Raw genomic sequence first — 18,528 nt, 5'->3', positions numbered from 1 at the left:
CGCGGGGTCGCTGCGGGCGGATGACGCCCGTCGTGTTACGTCACTCGTCAGCATAAGTGCTTGTGTTCTGCCGTCAAGTCAATGCATGGTTGTCACTCGTCAGTACGAGTGACGTCAGTCAAACCCCTGGCGTCTGAGTGGCCAAGGAGGCCAACTACCCATGCAGTCCATACCTGTGGACACGTCCCGGCTCGGCGTACTGCGGTGCGCTGTCGGCCCGGAGGCGAAGGTCAGCAACTTCGAGACAAAGGAGGTGAAGAAGGACCGTGACGGCAACACGATCTACACCGTGGCCGTCATGGTCCGGCAGGAAGGGCGCCGGGTATCGGTGATCGAAATCTCGGTGTCCAGCGAACCGAAGGGCGTCACCGAGGGGACGGAAGTACGCGTAACCGGACTTGAGGCGTTCGCCTGGGCGATGGGCGACAGGCACGGGATCAGCTTCCGCGCTGCTGCCATCACGCCAGTGCCGGCGGCAGGAGCGACGGGAACTGCCGCTGCCGGTAAGGCGGGTGGCGTGTGATGGGACCCATCCTGCTCGCGTTCGCACTCGCCGCACTGGCGTGGCTGCTGGTCGCCGGGTCGGCGCTCAAACAACGGCACCCGGTGTGGTTCTGGTACCTCACCGGCTACCCGGCCACTGCGGTGCGCGTGCTTTTCACCTGGCGCAGGGTTGCTGAGATCAATGGCCTCACGGTCGCACGCAAGCCCGCACGTCGGGTCTTCGGGGACCTGGAGGTGCGCGGTGAGCCGCTGCGACCGATCACCCCTCGCATCTCCTTTCCCCGCGCCACACCCACCGGCCTGAGTCTGGTGGTGCGGTTACGTCCGGGGCAGACTCCGGGGCCGTTCATCGCTGCGGCCGACGCCCTGCTTCACGCCTGGCGTGTCCACGAGGTGCGCGTGACCTCGCCCGAGCGAGGAACCGTGCTGATCACTGCCACCGCCCGGGACCCGCTGGAGCGGCCTGGCCTTGTCTCCGCGCCGGCTGAACTGCTCTGCGCGCTGCTGGGAGCGCTGGAGTCCGGCGGGGCCTGGGTGATGAACCTGCGCGAGGTTCCGCACTGGCTGATCACTGGCGCGACTCGCTCGGGCAAGTCCACTCTCCTCGCCCGGCTGGTGACCCAGCTCGCCCCGCAGCCCGTGGCGTTGGTGGGCGTCGACTGCAAGGGGGGCATGGAACTCGGGCTGTTCGGCAGTCGGCTGTCCGCGCTGGCGACCAGTCGAACTGAAGCGGTGGCCATCCTGGGCGCGCTGGTGGTCGAGACACAGGCACGGATGGCTGTCTGCCGCGCGGCTGGTGCCCGGTCCATCTGGGACCTGTCCGAGGGCGAGCGACCGGTGCCTGTGGTCGTGATCGTCGACGAGATTGCTGAGCTGTATCTGGCGGACGCCTCTCGTCAGAGCAAGGCGGAAGCAGAACAGTGCTCCACCTACCTGCTGCGCCTGGCCCAACTCGGCGCGGCACTCGGCATCCATCTCGTGGTGGCCGGGCAGCGGGTGGGTTCTGATCTCGGCCCCGGGGTCACCGCTCTGCGGGCTCAACTGGCTGGACGGATCTGCCACCGGGTCAACGACGCGGGCACGGCAGAGATGACGCTGGGGGACCTCAACCCGGACGCCGTTGACGTGGCGCAGTCGATCACGACTGAGGAGCGTGGTGTGGCCGTCTGCACGGGCATCGACGGTGGCTGGGGGCGGGCCCGCTCTCACCTCACGACCACAGCAGAGGCCAAGAAGGCCGCCACTGCCTACAAGGACCGGACTCCCGAACTGTCGGTCCTGAGCCGCTCCCTGGAAGTGCTGAACGGAGGTGAGAGCTGATGGCTGAGGAAGCAGCGATTCCCTTCGCGCTGGTCTTCGGGATCATCGCGGTCCTCCTGGTCCGCTCCCGTGACGTGAAGGCGTGGGAAGCGGTCATGATCGGCCTGTTTGGGCTCTACCTCGGCCAGACCCCGGTGATCTTCACCGTGGATGCGCTCGTGACCTGGGTCTTCTCCGGATTCACCCGCACCTGACAGGGAGCCCTATGCCGATGCGTCGTGTGCGCTGCCCTGTCTGCAAGGGCGAGCGCTACCGCAGAACCCGGACCGGACACCGGCGGCGCTGCCGCTGCTGCCGGGGCACCGGAACCATCCGCTGACCTGAACTGAACAGCCAAGACACCGACCGACAGGAGAGATCGACATGGACACAGCCCACCCAGCATCCGTCCGTGCCGCCTCGGCGGCTCAACAAGGGAGGTCCCCACCATCACCGCCGAGATCACCTCGGCTGACAGGCGCGCCGTGCTCGACCGCGCGGCGCGTCTGCGTCAGCTCACCGAAGTCGACCGAGACGTCATCCGCCTTGCGCAAGATTCCCAGTTCGCCCGCTGGTTGGAGCAGATCACCGCGACCGGCGGCTGTGCTCACCCCATCCACCTCACGGGCGCAACGACCGTCCGGGACACGTACAGCGGCGAGATCTTGCACCACTACGGCACGAGTGCAGAGCCTGGCGAACGACTGCTCGTCCGCTGCCGCAACCGGCGCGCCACCGTGTGTGCGCCCTGCTCCCGCCTCCACGCGGGGGACACCTTCCACTTGGTGCGGGCCGGCCTCGTAGGTGGCAAGGCTGTCCCGGCCGATGTACGGCAGCATCCCCGGCTCTTCATCACGCTTACTGCCCCCGGCTTCGGGCCAGTGCACCGCGTCACCGCCGAGACAGAACGCTGCCGTCCGCGTCGGGAGGCTGCGCGCTGCGAGCACGGCCGCGCTACTCGCTGCCCTGGCCGTCACACGGCCGCAGATCCCCTCGTCGGCCAGCCGCTCTGCCGCGACTGCTACGACTACGCGGGCCACGTCCTGTGGCATGCCCATACCGGGGAGCTATGGGCGCGGTTCACCCGTGGTGTCCGCCGCGTCCTGGCCTCGTCCGCCGGGCTGGTACAGACGCGATTCCCTGAGCACGCCCGGCTGTCCTTCGCCAAGGTCGCCGAGTACCAAAGGCGGGCGGCCATCCACGTGCACGCAGTCGTGCGCCTGGATGGCCCGAGCGGTCCCAACGACCCGCCTCCGCCGTGGGCAACCGTTGGCGCCCTCACAGATGCCGTGCGAGCTGCCGCGGAGGCTGTCACCGTCCACAGCTCCCACAGTCCGGCGATCGGGGAACGTGCCCTGCGGTGGGGCGTTCAACTCGACGCCCGGCCGCTGCGTGCCTCCGGCGACGTGGAAGGACCCGAAGATGCCGCGGTCGCCGCCTATGTAGCCAAGTACGTCACCAAGGGAGCGGCCGACACAGCCGCCGGCACCGACTACCGATTGACCTCCGCGGGCGACATAGAGACCGCGGTCGTCTCCTCGCACGTGCGATCTCTCATGCGCGCGTGCTGGCGTCTTGGCGGCCTCCAGGAGTTCGAGTCCCTGCGCCTTCGAGCCTGGGCTCACGCCCTCGGCTTCCGGGGCCACATCCTCACCAAATCCCGCGCCTACTCGACCACGTACGCCAGCCTGCGCGCCGAACGCGCCGAGCACGAGCGGACCGCCGTCGGCATCGATGTGCCCCACGACCCCGGCACGGCCACCGACGCGCACTGGCGCTACATCGGCTCCGGCCACACGCCCGGCGCGGCTCTCATCGCCGCCGGAATCGCCGAAGACCTCGCCCGAAACCGGGAGATCGCATCCGCAGAGCACAAGGCGGAGCGGCGCAGGAGGCGGGGGAACTGAGCGCACAGCGACGTGACAGAGCGGCGGAGCGAGCACGACATCTGGAACGCGTCTGCTCCCGCTTCCCGAGAACGATCAGCCCGGAAAACGCCCGCAGGCTGGCTCATTTACTCAGACCTCCCGGCGACGAGCAGACCAGATAGCACTATGGGGCCCGCCTGACCGCGGGCCCCATCGTCCATCCCCTCACAGACCGTCAGAGCGGGTTCGGATCTATTTCCACCCGACCGAAGTCGAAGTAGCGCCCCTTCGTGCTCGGCTCGGCGATGATCACCGCGTTGAACAGGAACCGCAGAACGGCATTCATACGGTCGTACTCCTTGGCCTTCACCAGCTCCGCCCACCCCTTCTCGGCGTTCGGCCCGACCAGCCCCCGAAGAACCTCGACCGCCGGGCGGACGACCAGCTTGCGCTCGATTTTCGCGATGCGCTCCTCGACCGTCTTCTTCATGGCGCGGTATTCCTGGGTCTTCAGCTCGCGGCTGTTCCACATGTCCTTGAGCTCGGCCAGCTCTTCCCGGTCGGCGACGATCGCTGCCTGATCCGCGGGTGAAAGTGCGGCGCCTTCTTCCTGGCCGGTCACGTCAAGGTGCTCCAGCAGGTCGATCGCGGCGTCGGTCACGAACTTCTCCAGCGGTGCGCTACTGGCAGTTCGGTAGCACCGCAGTGAGTCGGAACGAGCAGCGCGGTTGCACATGTACTTGCCGCCGCTTCCGCCCATGCGGTTCCCGCACCCCTTGCAGACCACCAGCCCGCGGAGGATGTACGGATGCTTGGGGGCGTACTTGCCCGCGTTCGCTGCGGTGCGGTAGCTCCGACGCTCCTGCACCTCGTCCCATGTGCCCCGAGGGATGATCGCCGGCCATTCCCCCTGACCCAGCTCCTCACCTCGAAAGACGCGGATACCCGCTACATGGCGGCTGTCCAAGATCGCCCGCACGTTCCAGGTGTTCCACTCCCCGCCAAGGGCAGTCGACTCGCCTCGCTGGTTGAGGTCCACAGCGATGCCTGTGGTCGTCTCCCCGTCGAGGTACCGCGAGAAAATCTCGCGCACGATCTCGGCCTCTGCGGGAATGATGGCCGTGCCGCTCTTGTCGTAGCCGTATCGCCGCTTGCCGGTGTGCGGCTTGCCGTCCTGGGCGCGGTCGATCAGTGCGTCTTTGAGTCGTCGGGAGGTGTCGTCGCTGGACCTGCAAGCGTGCGCCACCTCGATGCGCAGAAAGAACCGGTCGTCGGGGTCGGCAAGATCCCGTTGGTTCGCCTGACCGTGCAGGTTGATGCTGTTGTCGTCCGCGATCTGGAGAAGCTCCTCAAGATCGCGCGGCTGCCTCATCAGCCGGTCCGGGTGGTAAGTCAGGATGTGCCGGATGCCTCCGGACCGTGCGGCATCGAGTAGGGCATCCCACCCCTTCCGCTGCCGGTTGCGCTGCCACGCCGATCGGTTGTTGTCCACGAAGACCATGTGCTGATCGACCGTCACACCGAGACGCTGCGCGATGTCACGGCAGATACGCTCTTGTCGGTCGACACCGGTTTGATCGTCGTCGTTGACGTGCGATATCCGGCAGTAGATCGCCGCCGGTTCCCCTGTCCAGTCGGTACGACTGCGCTTGTCCCGCTGTGCCCCGGCTATTCGGGCGAGCCTGCGGAGCCGTTCCGAGTCATTGTTGACCTGCGAATCCTCGTTGACCGGGTCCATGAGAAAAGGCTATGAAGAAGTTATGACTACGCTCAAGTCCAAGCTGCATGAAGACCTCACCGCGGCGATCAGGGCGCGCGACGAACTGCGCTCCTCCACGCTCCGGTTGACCCTCGCCGCGATCACCAAGGAAGAGGTCTCGGGCAAGACGGCCCGCGAGCTCTCCGACGACGAGGTGCAGAAGGTGATCGCCAAGGAGGCGAAGAAGCGCCGCGAGGCCGCGGAGGCCTTCGCCCAGGGCGGCCGTCCCGAGCAGGCCGAGCGGGAGCAGGCGGAGGGCGCGCTGCTCGACGCGTACCTGCCGCAGCAGCTGACCGACGACGAGCTCGGCGCGATCGTCGCGCAGGCCGTCGAGGAGGCGAAGGCCGCGGGCGCCGAGGGGCCGCGCGCCATGGGCGCCGTCATGAAGATCGTGAACCCGAAGGTGGCGGGGCGCGCCGAGGGCGGTCGGGTGGCCGCCGTGGTGAAGCAGCTCCTCGCCGGCTGACGGAGGTTGCGAGACAGAAGTTACGAGATGAGGGGGACCCGGCCACCGGCCGGGTCCCCCTCATCGTGGCCCTCTCGTGGTTCTCTCGTGGTCCGCGCGTGATCCTTCGCGCGGCAACCGCCCTACGGCCAGTTGCCGCCGCTCCCGCCGCCGTTCCCCTGGCCGCGGTTGTTCCCGCCGCCGATCAGGTCCGGCGGGATCGAGATCCCGGGCCACGGCTGCTGCCCGCCGTTGGTCTGGCCGCGGTTGTCGCCGGGCTTGCTGCCAGGCTTTCCCTTGTCGTCCTTCTTCGGCGGGTCCGGGATCACGACGCTGTTGAACGCGGGAGCGGGCTGCCCGTCCAGGGCACCGGTCATCGCGTCCTTCCAGATCGGTCCGGGGACCTGACCGCCGAACACCTTGGCGTGGTACTGACCGCCGATGGTGATGTTCTCCATCTTCACCTGCTGGCTGGGGCTGCCGACCCAGACGGCCCCGGACAGGTTCGGGGTGTAGCCGACGAACCAGGCGTTCCTCCGGCCGTCCGTCGTACCGGTCTTGCCCGCGTTGTCACGGCTCTGGAGACCGGCCTGCTGGCCCGTACCGGAGTCGATCACTCCACGCAGCAGCGTGTTGATGGTGTCGGCCGTCCGATCGCTCATGGCCTTGCCGCAGGTGGAAGCCGGCACCTCGAGGCTCTTGCCGTCGGCCGTACTGATGGACTCGATGGCGGTCGGGGTGCAGTACATTCCGCGGTTGGCGAAGGTCGCGTACGCGTTGGCCATGGTCAGTGGCGAGATGCCGGTGGAGCCCAGGGTCAGGGGGGAGGGCTCCTCGGGGAGCTTCTTGCCGTTGCCCTGCACCACGCCGAGCTTCTGGGTCATCTCCATGACCGGGCACAGACCGATTTCGGCGATCATCTGCACGAAGTAGGTGTTGACCGACTTCTCCATCGCTTCCTTGAGAGCGTACGGACCCACCTCGGCCTTGTTCTCGTTCTCCAGGCGCTGCTTGTCGCCGATGTTGACCCACGGCTTTCCGCTGCAGGTCCCGATCGACGACGGATACGGCATCTGGTACGGCGCCGGATACACCTGCGTCGGCGGCTTGCCCTGTTCCAGGGCTGCCGACGCGACGAACGGCTTGAAGGTCGAGCCGACCGGGAAGCCGTAGTTCGAGCCGCCCATGCCCTGGTTGACCGAATAGTTTATCTGGGTCTCGGTCTTGCCGAAGCCGTACGGCCTGGACTGGCCCATCGCCAGGATCTTGCCGGTGCCGGGCTGGACCATCGTTATGGCGGTGGCGACATTGTCCGTCTGGTAGACGTGCTTGCTGATCGACTTCTGCGCCGACCGCTGTGCCTGCGGGTCCAGCGTCGTCTTGATCGTGAGACCGCCCCGGTTCCAGACCTTGGCCCGGGCCTCCTGGGTCTTCCCGAAGACCGGGTCGGAGAGGAACACCTCGCGTACGTAGTCGCAGAAGAAGCCCGCGCCGTTGACCGCCGTGATGCAGCCGTTCTTCGGCTTGCTGACCTTCAGCCCGATCGGGGTCGCCATCGCCCGGTCGGCTTCCTCCTGCGTGATGTCGCGGACCTCGGCCATTCGCTGCAGCACGATGTTGCGACGCTTGGTGGCTTCCTGGGTGTCATTGACCGGGTCGTAGCGGCTGGGGGACTGGACGATGCCCGCGAGCATCGCCGCCTCCTCCAGCTTCAGGTCCTTGGCCGACTTGGAGAAGTAGCGCTGGGACGCCGCCTCGATGCCGTACGCCTGCTGCCCGAAGAAGGTGATGTTGAGGTAGTTCTCGAGGATCTTCTTCTTGCCCAGCTCTTCCTCGACCTGGATCGCGAACTTGAGTTCCTGGATCTTGCGGCCGAGCGTCTGCTGGATGGCCTGGGCGACCTTGTCCGGGTTGTCGCCGGCTTCCTCGACGAAGACGTTCTTCACATACTGCTGGGTGAGGGTGGAGGCGCCCTGGGAGACGCCGCCCGTCTGGGCGTTGCGGTTCAGCGCGCGCAGGACGCCCTTGAGGTCGATCGCGCCGTGCTCGTAGAAGCGCGAGTCCTCGATCGCGACGATCGCCTTCTGCATGTACGGGGAGACGTCCTTGAGCGGCACCACCGTGCGGTCGCGGGAGTAGACCGTGGCGATCTGGCCGCCCTTCGAGTCCAGGATGGTGGTGCGCTGGCTCAGCGGGGGCGTCTTGAGGTTGGCGGGGATCTCGTCGAATCCCTCGACCGTTCCCTTGGCCGCGAGTCCCAGCGCACCGGCGGCGGGCAGGGCGATGCCTGCCAGCACCGCTCCGGAGAGCACACTGACACCGAGGAACTTGGCGGCCTGCTGGGTCCCTGTCAGACCTCCGCCCGAGCGCTTCTTTGGCATGAGGGCAGCCTACGTTCTCATTCGCCGGACACGCGTATAGGCCTTGGCCTAAGCTGCTCTCAACTGTCACAGCTGTGCGGTTTCGCATCAAGGCCCCCCACCACTCCCGCTGTACCTGAATCTGGCGGACCCTTGTCCGAATCCGCCTCATGCGTCGTTCGACGTCCGTTGTGACCCAACTGAATTGCCCCGCTTTGTCGGGATAGTCGTGTATGCCCCCAGCTCACTCCCCTGGGTGATCTGCCGCGTACGCATAGTCCGTTCGGGCCATTCAAGATTGGGCCCGAAGGGGGTGTTGCGCTGTGCCCACCTTCCGTAACGTCCTCAACTGGCAGCGGTGAATATGCCGCTGCCGCCGTGGGGGAGCCTCGATTCGGGAGAGGACGGCGCCGGCATGGGCTGGGTAACCGACTGGAGTGCGCAGGCAGCCTGCCGCACTACCGATCCGGATGAACTGTTCGTACAAGGGGCAGCGCAGAACAGGGCAAAGGCGGTGTGCACCGGTTGCCCGGTGCGGACCGAGTGCCTTGCCGATGCGCTCGACAACCGCGTCGAGTTCGGCGTGTGGGGGGGTATGACTGAGCGGGAGCGGCGCGCACTGCTGCGCAGGCGTCCCACGGTCACCTCGTGGCGCAGACTGCTTGAGACCGCGCGCACGGAGTACGAGCGCAGCGCGGGCATCCTGCCCGTGGGCCTCGACGACGACGAGACATACGAGACGTACGCAGCGGTGGGCTAGCCCCTGCTGTTGTTCTACGCAGCTCCGGCCGGGGTCTGACCACCGGTCGCGAGTCGATCACCGATGGCCCGCAGGCCGGCGAGGTCGTGTACGTCGCCGGGCAGCGCGGGCACTTGGGCCACCGCCACTTCGGGGTGGAGCGCGGTGAAGCGGTCGCGCGTTCGCTGTTCACGCGCGAGCACCTGCATCCGTTCGGCGTGCAGGCGCAGCAGACCCGCCGTCAGCTGTTCTGTGGTGGGATCCATGGCGGTGTGATCCACGGATGTCTGATCCACGGCCTCGGTGCGAGCCACGGCCTCGGTGCGAGCCACGGCCTCGGTGTGGGTCACGGACGGGGATTCGGGAGAGGCGGCCGTGGCGTCACGCACACCAGCCTTCCCGGGCCTCTGATCCACAATGCCGCCTTCGTCAAGATTTTCCGCGGCGGCAAGCGCCCGCTCGGCCGACAGCCGGGTGGCGCCGCTGCCATGGACCCGGTTGAGGACCAGGCCGGCCAGCGGCATCTCCTCCGCCGCCAGCCGTTCCACGAAGTACGCCGCCTCCCGCAGCGCGTCCCGCTCCGGCGCCGCGACCACCAGGAACGCCGTGCCGGGTGCCTGCAGCAGCCGGTAGGTGGCGTCGGCCCGGGTGCGGAAGCCGCCGAACATGGTGTCCATCGCGGCCACGAAGGTCTGTACGTCGCGCAGGAGTTGACCGCCGAGCAGCTTGCCGAGGGTGCCGGTCATCATCGACATGCCGACATTGAGAAACTTCATCCCCGCCCGGCCGCCCATCTTCGCCGGGGCCATCAGCAGCTTGATGAACTTCCCGTCGAGGAACGACCCCAGGCGCTTGGGCGCGTCCAGGAAGTCCAGCGCGGAGCGCGACGGCGGGGTGTCGACGACGATCAGGTCCCACTCGTCGCGGGCGCGCAGCTGGCCCAGCTTCTCCATCGCCATGTACTCCTGCGTGCCCGCGAAACCGGCCGACAGGGACTGGTAGAAGGGGTTCTCCAGTATCGCGCGGGCCCGCTCGCCGTCCGCGTGCGCCTCGACGATCTCGTCGAAGGTCCGCTTCATGTCGAGCATCATGGCGTGCAGTTCGCCGTCGCCCTCGATGCCCTTGACCCGGCGCGGGGTGTTGTCGAGGGAGTCGATGCCCATGGACTGGGCGAGCCTGCGGGCCGGGTCGATGGTGAGGACGACGACCTTGCGTCCGCGTTCAGCCGCCCGTACGCCGAGAGCCGCGGCGGTTGTCGTCTTGCCGACGCCGCCCGCGCCGCAGCACACGATGATGCGGGTGGCGGGGTCGTCGATCAGCGGATCGACCTCGAGAGCGGCCGACGCGTCCAGGGTCATGTGCCGGTCCCTTGCTTTCGCAGTTCCTTCGCCAGTTGGTAGAGCCCGGCCAGGTCGACTCCCTCGCTCATCAGGGGGAGTTCGTACGCAGGCAGGTCGAGTCCGGACAGTGCCGCGCGCTGCTCGCGCTCCAGCTCGACACGCTGGGCGTGGTCGGCGGCCTGCTCCAGGAGCGGTGTGACGAGCTTCGCCGAGCCGCTGACGCCCGCCGTCGTGAGCGCCTTGGCGATGTCGCGCCGGTCGCTCGCCGCACTGCGCACCGCCCCCTCGTCGAGGATGTGCGGACGCACCATGTTCACGATCACCTTGCCGACGGGAAGGTCGGCGGCGCGCAGCTCGGCGACGCCGTCCGCGGTCTCCTGGACCGGCATCTCCTCGAGCAGCGTCACCAGATGGACGGCCGTCTGGGGGGACTTGAGGACGCGCATCACGGCCTGGGCCTGATTGTGTATCGGGCCGAACTTGGCCAGGCCCGCCACCTCGTCGTTCACGTTCAGGAAGCGGGTGATGCGGCCGGTGGGCGGCGCGTCCATCACCACGTAGTCGTACGCGAATGTCCCCTGCTTGGTCTTGCGGCGTACGGCTTCGCAGGCCTTGCCGGTCAGCAGCACGTCGCGGACGCCGGGCGCGACGGTCGTCGCGAAGTCGATCGCGCCGAGCTTCTTGAGGGCACGGCCGGCACTGCCCAGCTTGTAGAACATCTGGAGATAGTCGAGGAGCGCGCGCTCGGCGTCGATGGCCAGCGCGAACACCTCGCCGCCGCCGGACGAGACGGCGATTTTCCGCTCCTCGTACGGAAGCGCCTCTGTCTCGAAGAGCTGCGCGATGCCCTGTCTGCCCTCGACCTCGACGAGGAGAGTCCGCTTCCCCTCGGTTGCGAGGGCGAGCGCGAGGGCGGCGGCGACCGTCGTTTTACCGGTACCGCCCTTGCCGCTGACGACCTGGAACCTGCTCACGTATTCGAGCCTAACCAGTCGGGCCGCCGCCTACGCACGAGGCTGCCTGCGGGCTGCGTCACGAGGCTGCCCTTCGGTGCGGCTACAGTCGGATCCATGACCAAGTGGGAATACGCGACCGTGCCCCTTCTCGTGCACGCGACCAAGCAGATTCTGGACACCTGGGGCGAGGACGGCTGGGAGCTCGTCCAGGTCGTCCCCGGGCCGAACAACCCCGAGCAGCTCGTGGCGTACTTGAAGCGGGAGAAGACCCCGTGAGCGACGCGCGCGCGGCTGCCGGGCCGCCGTCGAACACGATGCCTGTATCTCTGCGCCGCGTGGGCGGAGACGCGATCGAAAGGGTAGGGGCATGAGCGGCGTTGTCGACGCGAAGCTCGCCGAGCTCGGGCTGACGCTGCCGGAGGTCGTGCCGCCGCTGGCCGCGTACCAGCCGGCTGTGATCTCGGGTGTGTACGTCTACACCGCGGGCCAGCTCCCGATGGTGGAGGGCAAGCTTCCGGTCACCGGCAAGGTGGGCGGTGAGGTCACCCCGGAGGAGGCCAAGGAGCTCGCCCGCACCTGTGCGCTGAACGCGCTGGCCGCCGTGAAGTCGGTCGTCGGCGATCTCGACCGGGTCGCGCGGGTCGTGAAGGTCGTCGGCTTCGTCGCCTCTGCCGCGGACTTCACCGGCCAACCCGCCGTGATCAACGGCGCGAGCGAGCTGCTGGGTGCGGTGTTCGGCGACAAGGGTGTGCACGCGCGCAGTGCGGTGGGCGTCGCGGTGCTGCCGCTGGACTCTCCGATCGAGATCGAGATCCAGGTGGAGCTCGTCCAGGACTGAAGCTGGGTACTGAACCCCAGGGCTGAGCCTCGGGACTGAACCCCAGGGCTGAACCCGGACTGAACCGCCGGTCAGCCTGCAGATGGCCCCGTGCCTGCCGATTCTCCGGCGGGCGCGGGGCTTTTTCGTCTGCGGCAATCCCCTGCATCTCTCTTGACGTGGACGCGTCGGCTGGTGTGATCTGTCCATGGTTAGGAACGTTTCCTAACCATCTGAACGCCAGAACGAATCCAGAATGCCTGAACGCCGTACGTCTCCATCTCCCTCGTCCCCCAACGAAAGTGGGAGGGATCCGTGGCATCAATCCCCCGTCGGTCGCCCAGAGCGATCGGCGTTCTCGTGGCTGCGGCCACCGCAGCGTTATCCGTGGCCTTACCGACCCTGAGCAACGCCCAGCCCGCCGCCCCCGCAAAAGCATCCTCGAAGGCCTCCGCAAAGGCAGGCGCCGTCGAGGCCGCACCCGTCCGCTACGAAGCCGAAGCGGCGACCATCTCGCAGGGCGCCGCCGAGTCCAACCACACCGGCTTCTCCGGCACCGGTTTCGTCAACTACACCAATGTCGCCGGCGGCTATGTGGAGTTCACCGTCAACGCCCCGGCGGCGGGCAGCGCCACCCTGGCGCTCGGCTTCGCCAACGGCACCACGGGGAACCGCCCGCTGGACATCGCCGTCAACGGAGCCGCCGCCGGAAACGTGGCATTCCAGCCCACAGGCGCCTGGACCACCTGGTCCTCGGTCACCACCACGGTCACGCTCAAGGCCGGCGCCAACACCGTCCGGGCCACCGCCACGGCCGCCGAGGGCGGCCCCAACCTCGACTTCATCGACGTCACACCCGCCGACGGCCAGGCAGGCACGGACTACGAGGCCGAGTCCGGGACGGTCTCCCAGGGCGCCGTCGAGTCCAACCACGCCGGCCACTCCGGCAGCGGCTTCGTCAACTTCCAGGCCGTGACGGGTGCGTATGTGGAGTTCAGCGTCGACTCCGCGCAGGCCGCGGCCGCCAAGCTGGACTTCCGCTACGCCAACGGCACCACCGCCAACCGCCCGCTGGACATCACCGTGAACGGCACTTCGGTCGCCGACGATCTCGCCTTCCCCGGCACCGGTGCCTGGACCACCTGGAAGACGGCGACCGCCAACGCGACCCTCAAGGCGGGCGCCAACAAGATCCGCGCCACCACGGCAGCGGGCGACGGCCCGAACCTGGACAAACTCACGGTGACGGCGAGCGGCCCGGCCGACACCGAGAAGCCGACGCCGCCCGGGAACCTGCGCAAGGACAAGGAGCCGACGGCGTCCACCGTTTCGCTGGCCTGGGACGCGTCCACCGACAACGTCAAGGTCACCGGCTACGACATCTACCAGCACGGCCAGCTGATGAAGCAGGTCGACGGGAACACGCTCGCAGCGACGGTGGACAACCTGAGCCCGGAGACCTCGTACGACTGGACCGTCTTCGCCCGTGACGCGGCGGCCAATGTCTCGGCCGCGAGCAACGCCGTCACCATCGCCACGCTGCCCGCCCCGCCGGACAACGAGCCGCCGAGCGTACCGGGCAGCCTGCGCTCCACCGGCAAGACCGCGACCAGTGTCGACCTCGCCTGGAACGCCTCCACGGACAATGTGAAGGTCACCGGTTACGAGATCCACCGCGACGGCGCGGCCGCCGGAACAGCCGATTCCACCTCGACGACCATCGCGGGCCTGAAGGCCGGCACCGCGTACAAGTTCAAGATCAGGGCCTTCGATCTGAAGGGCAACAAGTCCGACTTCAGCCCGGAGATCACTGTCACCACCGGCGGCAGCCAGCCGGGCGGTGTCCCGGACCCCGGCAATGTCTCGACCCTCGCGAGCGGCGTGGACGTCGGCTGGGGACTCGGCTTCCTGCCCGACGGCACCGGCGTCTACACCGAGCGGAACACCTTCAACGTCTACAAGCTCACCAAGGCGGGCCAGAAGACCCTCCTCGGCAAGGTGCCCAACTCCCAGACCACGGGCGGCGAGGGCGGCCTGATGGGCATCGAGATCAGCCCGAACTTCAACACCGACCACTATCTGTACTTCCTGCACACCTCCTCGGACGGCAACCGCCTCGCGCGGATGAAACTGGAGAACAACGCTCTGAGCGGGTACACGGTCCTGCTCGACGGCATGGAGAAGAGCCGCTTCCACAATGGCGGGCGGCTGCGCTTCGGCCCCGACGGCAAGCTGTACGCATCCATGGGTGACGCCCAGAGCAGCAGCCAGGCGCAGGACAAGAACTCCCTCAACGGCAAGATCCTCCGCATCAACCAGGACGGCTCCATCCCGTCGGACAACCCGTTCGGCAACGCTGTCTGGTCGCTCGGTCACCGCAACCCGCAGGGGCTCGACTTCGACTCCAAGGGCAGGCTGTGGCAGGCGGAGTTCGGCAACAGCAACATGGACGAGGTCAACCTCATCCAGAAGGGCGGCAACTACGGCTGGCCCAACTGCGAGGGCACGGCCGGTGACTGCTCCGGCTACATCGCGCCGAAGAAGACCTGGTCGACCGCCTCGGCCTCACCCAGCGGCCTGACGATCATCAACGACCATGTCTTCGTCGCGACGACGAGGGGCGAGCGCGTCTACCGGCTGCGCATCGACTCCAGCAGCAACCTGGTCGAGCAGAAGACGTACTTCCAGGGGACGTACGACCGGCTGCGCACGGTCGAGGTCGACCACGACGGCGACATCTGGCTCACCACGTCGACCGACAAGGACGGCACGAACGGCAACGACCGGATCCTCTTGATCGACATCGTCTACTCGGGCGGCAATCCGCAGCCCGGCGACTTCAAGCTGACCAGCAGCGCCTTCAACGACAACGCCACCATCCCGGCCAGGTACACCTGCGCCGGTGACGGCACGGCGGGTCAGGATCCGTCGCCGCCGCTGGCCTGGGGCGCGGGAAGTGCCGGGGCGAGGAGCTATGCGGTCGTCTTCGCCGACGTCGCGAGCGGCGGCAACAAGCTGCACTGGGCGATCTGGGACATCCCGGCGGCGAACCTCTCCCTGCCGGAGGGTCTCGGGTCGGGCTTCAACGTCCCGGGCCAGGACGGCGCGAAACAGAAGGCCATGGGCAGCGGGGCCAACTCGCAGAAGTTCTTCGGACCCTGCCCGGGCGGCTCCACGCACCCGTACACCTTCACGCTGTACGCAGTGAACGCGGCGACCGTGCCGGGGCTCACCTCGGGCTCGTCCATGGCCCAGATCGAAACGGCGATCAAGAACGCGAGCACCGCGAACGTGAAGCTGCGCGGCAACTCCAACGCCGGTACGTGACGGACGGTTCGAGGGGCGGCGTACCCGGCCGCCCCTCGAACATCCCGACAGATGCGCATAGCATCCGTCCATGTCCAATGGTCAGTGGTACCCACCGGAGTGGCCGGACCGGATTCGCGCACTCGCGAGCGGTGAGCTCACCGCCGTGCCGCCGAAGCGGGCCGCGACCGTGATGCTGCTGCGCGACACGCCGGAGGGCCCGGCCGTCCACATGCTGCGCCGACGCGCCTCCATGGCTTTCGCCGGAGGCGCGTACGCATATCCGGGCGGCGGCGTCGACCCGCGCGACGACGACCATCTGGTGCGGTGGGCGGGCCCCTCACTGGACGACTGGGCGGCCCTGCTGGGAACCGCTCCGGCCGAGGCCCAGGCCATTGTGTGCGCTGCGGTCAGGGAGACGTACGAGGAAGCGGGCGTCCTGCTCGCGGGCCTCACGCCCGGCACGGTCGTCGGCGACACGACGGGCGACGACTGGGAGGCCGACCGCAAGGCGCTGGTCGACCGGGACCTCTCCTTCGCGGACTTCCTGGACCGGCGCGGCCTGGTGCTGCGATCGGACCTGCTGGGCGCGTGGGCGCGCTGGATCACCCCGGAGTTCGAGCCGCGCCGCTACGACACGTGGTTCTTCGTGGCCGCGCTGCCGGAGGGACAGCGGACGCGGAACGCCTCGACGGAGGCGGACCGCACGGTCTGGATCCGCCCGGCGGACGCGGCGGCCGGCTACGACAAGGGCGATCTGCTGATGATGCCGCCGACGGTCTCGACGCTGAGGGCGCTGCAGCCGTACGGAACGGCGGCCCAGGCGCTGGCGGCGGCGGGGGAGCAGGATCTCACTCCCGTACTGGCGAAGGCGCGGCTGGAGGGCGAGGAGCTGGTGCTGAGCTGGCCGGGCCACGACGAATTCACCAAGCACGTGCCGACGGGGGCGACGGCGACGGGCGCGACAGGCTCGGCGGACGCGACAGGCTCGGCGGGCGCGACAGGTACGACGGGCGCGACAGGTACGACGGGCGGCATCACGGCGGAGGGCGAGCGATGACGCAAGCCGCCGCGCCCCGCCGCCACCTCGGAGGTGTGCGATGACCGACGCCGGAGCCCTGCCCGGGCAGCCCCGTGGTGGCGTGCTCTCCGGGCCCGCCACCCCACGCGCCGTCAACGTCCTCGCGCCCAACGCCTCCGCGATGACCCTCGACGGCACCAACACCTGGATCGTCTCCGAGCCGGATTCCGAGCTCGCCGTCGTCATCGACCCCGGGCCCCTCGACGACATACACCTCCAGGCCGTCATCGCCACCGCCGAGAAGGCGGGCAAGCGGGTCGCCCTGACCCTTCTCACCCACGGACACTCCGACCACGCCGAGGGCGCCGGGCGTTTCGCCGAGCTGACGCGTACGCCGGTCCGCGCCCTCGATCCGGCGCTGCGGCTGGGCGACGAGGGGCTCGCGGCTGGTGAGGCGATCCGTGTCGGCGGGCTGGAGATGCGCGTGGTCCCCACCCCCGGCCACACTGCCGACTCGCTCTGCTTCCATCTCCCTGCCGACCGGGCGGTGCTGACCGGCGACACGATCCTGGGGCGCGGCACGACGATGGTCGCGCACCCGGACGGGCGGCTCGGCGACTACCTCGACTCGCTGCGCAGACTGCGCTCGCTGACCGTCGACGACGGGGTGTGCACGGTGCTGCCGGGCCACGGGCCCGTACTCGACGACGCACAGGGCGCGGTCGAGTTCTATCTGGCGCACCGGGCCAGTCGGCTCGCCCAGGTGGAGACCGCGGTCGAGGCGGGTCATGTCACGCCGGCGGACGTGGTGGCCCATGTGTACTCGGACGTGGACAGGTCGCTGTGGCCTGCGGCCGAGCTGTCGGTGCGGGCGCAGCTGGAGTACCTGCGCGAGCACGGCCTGATCTGAAATCGCCGCGCCTGATCTGACCGCCGCGCCTGATCTGAAACCGCCGGGCCGTGATTTGAAACCGCCGCCGGGTCCCCAGCGTCGGATGGCTTGCCCAATGTTTTACGCTCCGCTTACTTCTGGCATCCGTTCCTGGGGGGAACCACGTGTTTGTCCTGTTCATCCTGCTCGTCATCGCCGCAGCCGTGATGTTTTTCGCCGCTCGCGGCAGCGAGCGCCGGGGCCTCAAGCTCGGCGCCCTCGGCGCGCTGATCGCCGGCCTGTTTGCCGGGATCTCCAGCTGTGTGCACATCGTCAGCGCCTACGAGGTCGGCGTCCCGGTCACCTTCGGCAAGGTCGGCGCGCCCATGAACCCCGGGGTGAACCTCACCTCACCGTTCACGACCGTCACCACGTTCTCCACCCGCCCGGTGGACCTCAACCTCTCCGACAAGGACGTGGTCGAGGTGCGCTCCTCGCAGGGCGGCGTGATGTACGTGGAGCTCACCGTGAAGTGGGCGGTGACCCCGGCCAAGGCCATCGAGCTCTACAAGCTCGCCGGCAGCGAAGGCGCAATCCAGCAGCGGCTGGTCTTCCCGGACAGCCGCGAGATCATCCGTAACGTCTTCGCCCGCCACACCAGCGAAGAGGGCTACACCTCGGCCCGCGAGAAGATCAACACCGAGATAGCCGACCTGATCAAGGAGCGGCTGGCCCCGCGCGGCATCGACGTCACCACCGTCAACCTGCGCAATGTGAAGCCGTCCGACCGGCTGCAGGACCAGATCGACCGCAAGATCCAGCAGCAGCAGGCGACGGAGCGGGCAACGGAGGCGGCGCGCACCGCGAAGGCCGAGGCCGAGCGCCGCAGGATCGAGGCCGAGGGCATCGCCAAGGCCAACAAGATCCTCAACGAGTCGCTCACCGACAAGGTGCTCACCAACCAGTGCATCGACGCCTTCAAGGAGGCCGCGGCGAAGCACCCGGTGTACGCGGTGCCGTGCGGCGGCGGCAGCGGGAACCCGCTGATCGTCGACGGCTCGAAGAACTGACGGCTTGAAGAACTGACGGCTCGAAGGACTGACGTACTGCGTACGTGCCTGTACGCACGCGAAAGGGTCGCCCCGGTCGGGCGGTTTCTAGGGATTGTCGCAACACGTGGTCGGTTTGATCAGGCCGCGAGCAGTTTGTGCAGGCGCTCGGCTGGGGTCTCCCAGCCGAGCGT

The 18,528-nt window shown here is 68.2% G+C and carries 16 protein-coding genes; 12 read left to right on the top strand and 4 right to left on the bottom strand.

What is annotated here, in order from left to right; all coding sequences use genetic code 11:
• Nucleotides 1-160 precede the first annotated feature (160 nt).
• The 4 genes from ACFYWY_RS18990 (at nt 161) to ACFYWY_RS18975 (ending at nt 3,710) form a co-directional block, all read left to right on the top strand.
• Nucleotides 161-523: a hypothetical protein gene (locus tag ACFYWY_RS18990; RefSeq protein ID WP_389187541.1), complete on the top strand. Its 363-nt coding sequence runs from the start codon at nt 161-163 to the stop codon at nt 521-523.
• Nucleotides 523-1,824: an FtsK/SpoIIIE domain-containing protein gene (locus tag ACFYWY_RS18985; RefSeq protein WP_389188012.1), complete on the top strand. Its 1,302-nt coding sequence runs from the start codon at nt 523-525 to the stop codon at nt 1,822-1,824. The genes ACFYWY_RS18990 and ACFYWY_RS18985 overlap by 1 nt, the downstream gene beginning before the upstream one ends.
• Complete coding sequence (locus ACFYWY_RS18980) at nt 1,824-2,018, top strand: hypothetical protein (protein WP_389187538.1); 195 nt, start codon at nt 1,824-1,826, stop codon at nt 2,016-2,018. Before ACFYWY_RS18985 ends, ACFYWY_RS18980 begins: the two co-directional genes overlap by 1 nt.
• A 270-nt stretch (nt 2,019-2,288) precedes the next feature.
• Nucleotides 2,289-3,710: a replication initiator gene (locus tag ACFYWY_RS18975; protein WP_389187535.1), complete on the top strand. Its 1,422-nt coding sequence runs from the start codon at nt 2,289-2,291 to the stop codon at nt 3,708-3,710.
• Nucleotides 3,711-3,906: 196 nt separating this feature from the next.
• On the opposite strand, the gene ACFYWY_RS18970 is transcribed toward ACFYWY_RS18975, so the two are convergent.
• Nucleotides 3,907-5,409, bottom strand: a complete 1,503-nt coding sequence (locus tag ACFYWY_RS18970) for a recombinase family protein (RefSeq protein WP_389187532.1) — start codon at nt 5,407-5,409, stop codon at nt 3,907-3,909.
• Nucleotides 5,410-5,431: 22 nt separating this feature from the next.
• On the opposite strand from ACFYWY_RS18970, the gene ACFYWY_RS18965 reads away from it, so the two are divergent.
• Nucleotides 5,432-5,896: a GatB/YqeY domain-containing protein gene (locus tag ACFYWY_RS18965; protein WP_389187528.1), complete on the top strand. Its 465-nt coding sequence runs from the start codon at nt 5,432-5,434 to the stop codon at nt 5,894-5,896.
• A gap of 122 nt (nt 5,897-6,018) precedes the next feature.
• Here the strand turns inward: ACFYWY_RS18965 and ACFYWY_RS18960 are convergent, their stop codons facing one another.
• A complete protein-coding gene (locus tag ACFYWY_RS18960; RefSeq protein WP_389187525.1) occupies nt 6,019-8,256 on the bottom strand; it encodes a transglycosylase domain-containing protein in 2,238 nt (745 codons plus the stop codon).
• Between the two features lie 394 nt (nt 8,257-8,650).
• On the opposite strand from ACFYWY_RS18960, the gene ACFYWY_RS18955 reads away from it, so the two are divergent.
• Nucleotides 8,651-8,995: a WhiB family transcriptional regulator gene (locus tag ACFYWY_RS18955; protein WP_177149633.1), complete on the top strand. Its 345-nt coding sequence runs from the start codon at nt 8,651-8,653 to the stop codon at nt 8,993-8,995.
• 14 nt (nt 8,996-9,009) lie between these two features.
• Here the strand turns inward: ACFYWY_RS18955 and ACFYWY_RS18950 are convergent, their stop codons facing one another.
• Nucleotides 9,010-10,332, bottom strand: a complete 1,323-nt coding sequence (locus tag ACFYWY_RS18950) for an ArsA family ATPase (RefSeq protein ID WP_389187522.1) — start codon at nt 10,330-10,332, stop codon at nt 9,010-9,012.
• On the bottom strand, nt 10,329-11,288 hold the full coding sequence (locus ACFYWY_RS18945; RefSeq protein ID WP_389187519.1) for an ArsA family ATPase: 960 nt from the start codon (nt 11,286-11,288) through the stop codon (nt 10,329-10,331). Before ACFYWY_RS18945 ends, ACFYWY_RS18950 begins: the two co-directional genes overlap by 4 nt.
• Before the next feature lie 96 nt (nt 11,289-11,384).
• Here ACFYWY_RS18945 and ACFYWY_RS18940 point away from each other — a divergent pair, with 96 nt between their 5' ends.
• The 6 genes from ACFYWY_RS18940 (at nt 11,385) to ACFYWY_RS18915 (ending at nt 18,355) form a co-directional block, all read left to right on the top strand.
• Nucleotides 11,385-11,546, top strand: coding sequence for a DUF4177 domain-containing protein (locus ACFYWY_RS18940; RefSeq protein WP_307661985.1), 162 nt, complete (start codon nt 11,385-11,387; stop codon nt 11,544-11,546).
• A gap of 91 nt (nt 11,547-11,637) precedes the next feature.
• The gene (locus tag ACFYWY_RS18935) at nt 11,638-12,108 is read left to right on the top strand and encodes a RidA family protein (RefSeq protein WP_389187515.1); all 471 of its coding nucleotides are present in this window, start codon (nt 11,638-11,640) and stop codon (nt 12,106-12,108) included.
• Nucleotides 12,109-12,474: 366 nt separating this feature from the next.
• Nucleotides 12,475-15,414, top strand: coding sequence for a PQQ-dependent sugar dehydrogenase (locus ACFYWY_RS18930; RefSeq protein ID WP_389187512.1), 2,940 nt, complete (start codon nt 12,475-12,477; stop codon nt 15,412-15,414).
• Nucleotides 15,415-15,484: 70 nt separating this feature from the next.
• Nucleotides 15,485-16,453 carry an NUDIX hydrolase gene (locus tag ACFYWY_RS18925; RefSeq protein WP_389187509.1) on the top strand — a complete coding sequence of 323 codons (969 nt, stop codon included), beginning with the start codon at nt 15,485-15,487 and terminating at the stop codon, nt 16,451-16,453.
• Between the two features lie 40 nt (nt 16,454-16,493).
• Nucleotides 16,494-17,324 carry an MBL fold metallo-hydrolase gene (locus ACFYWY_RS18920; protein WP_389187506.1) on the top strand — a complete coding sequence of 277 codons (831 nt, stop codon included), beginning with the start codon at nt 16,494-16,496 and terminating at the stop codon, nt 17,322-17,324.
• 146 nt (nt 17,325-17,470) lie between these two features.
• Entirely contained in the window at nt 17,471-18,355 is an 885-nt protein-coding gene (locus ACFYWY_RS18915) for a prohibitin family protein (protein WP_389187503.1), read from the top strand.
• The last annotated feature ends 173 nt before the right edge of the window (nt 18,356-18,528 follow it).

This window comes from Streptomyces sp. NPDC002870 (assembly GCF_042888505.1).
Taxonomy (GTDB): domain Bacteria; phylum Actinomycetota; class Actinomycetes; order Streptomycetales; family Streptomycetaceae; genus Streptomyces.
Note: the sequence above shows the minus strand (reverse complement) of the source record. Positions and strands in the feature narration are given on the sequence as shown.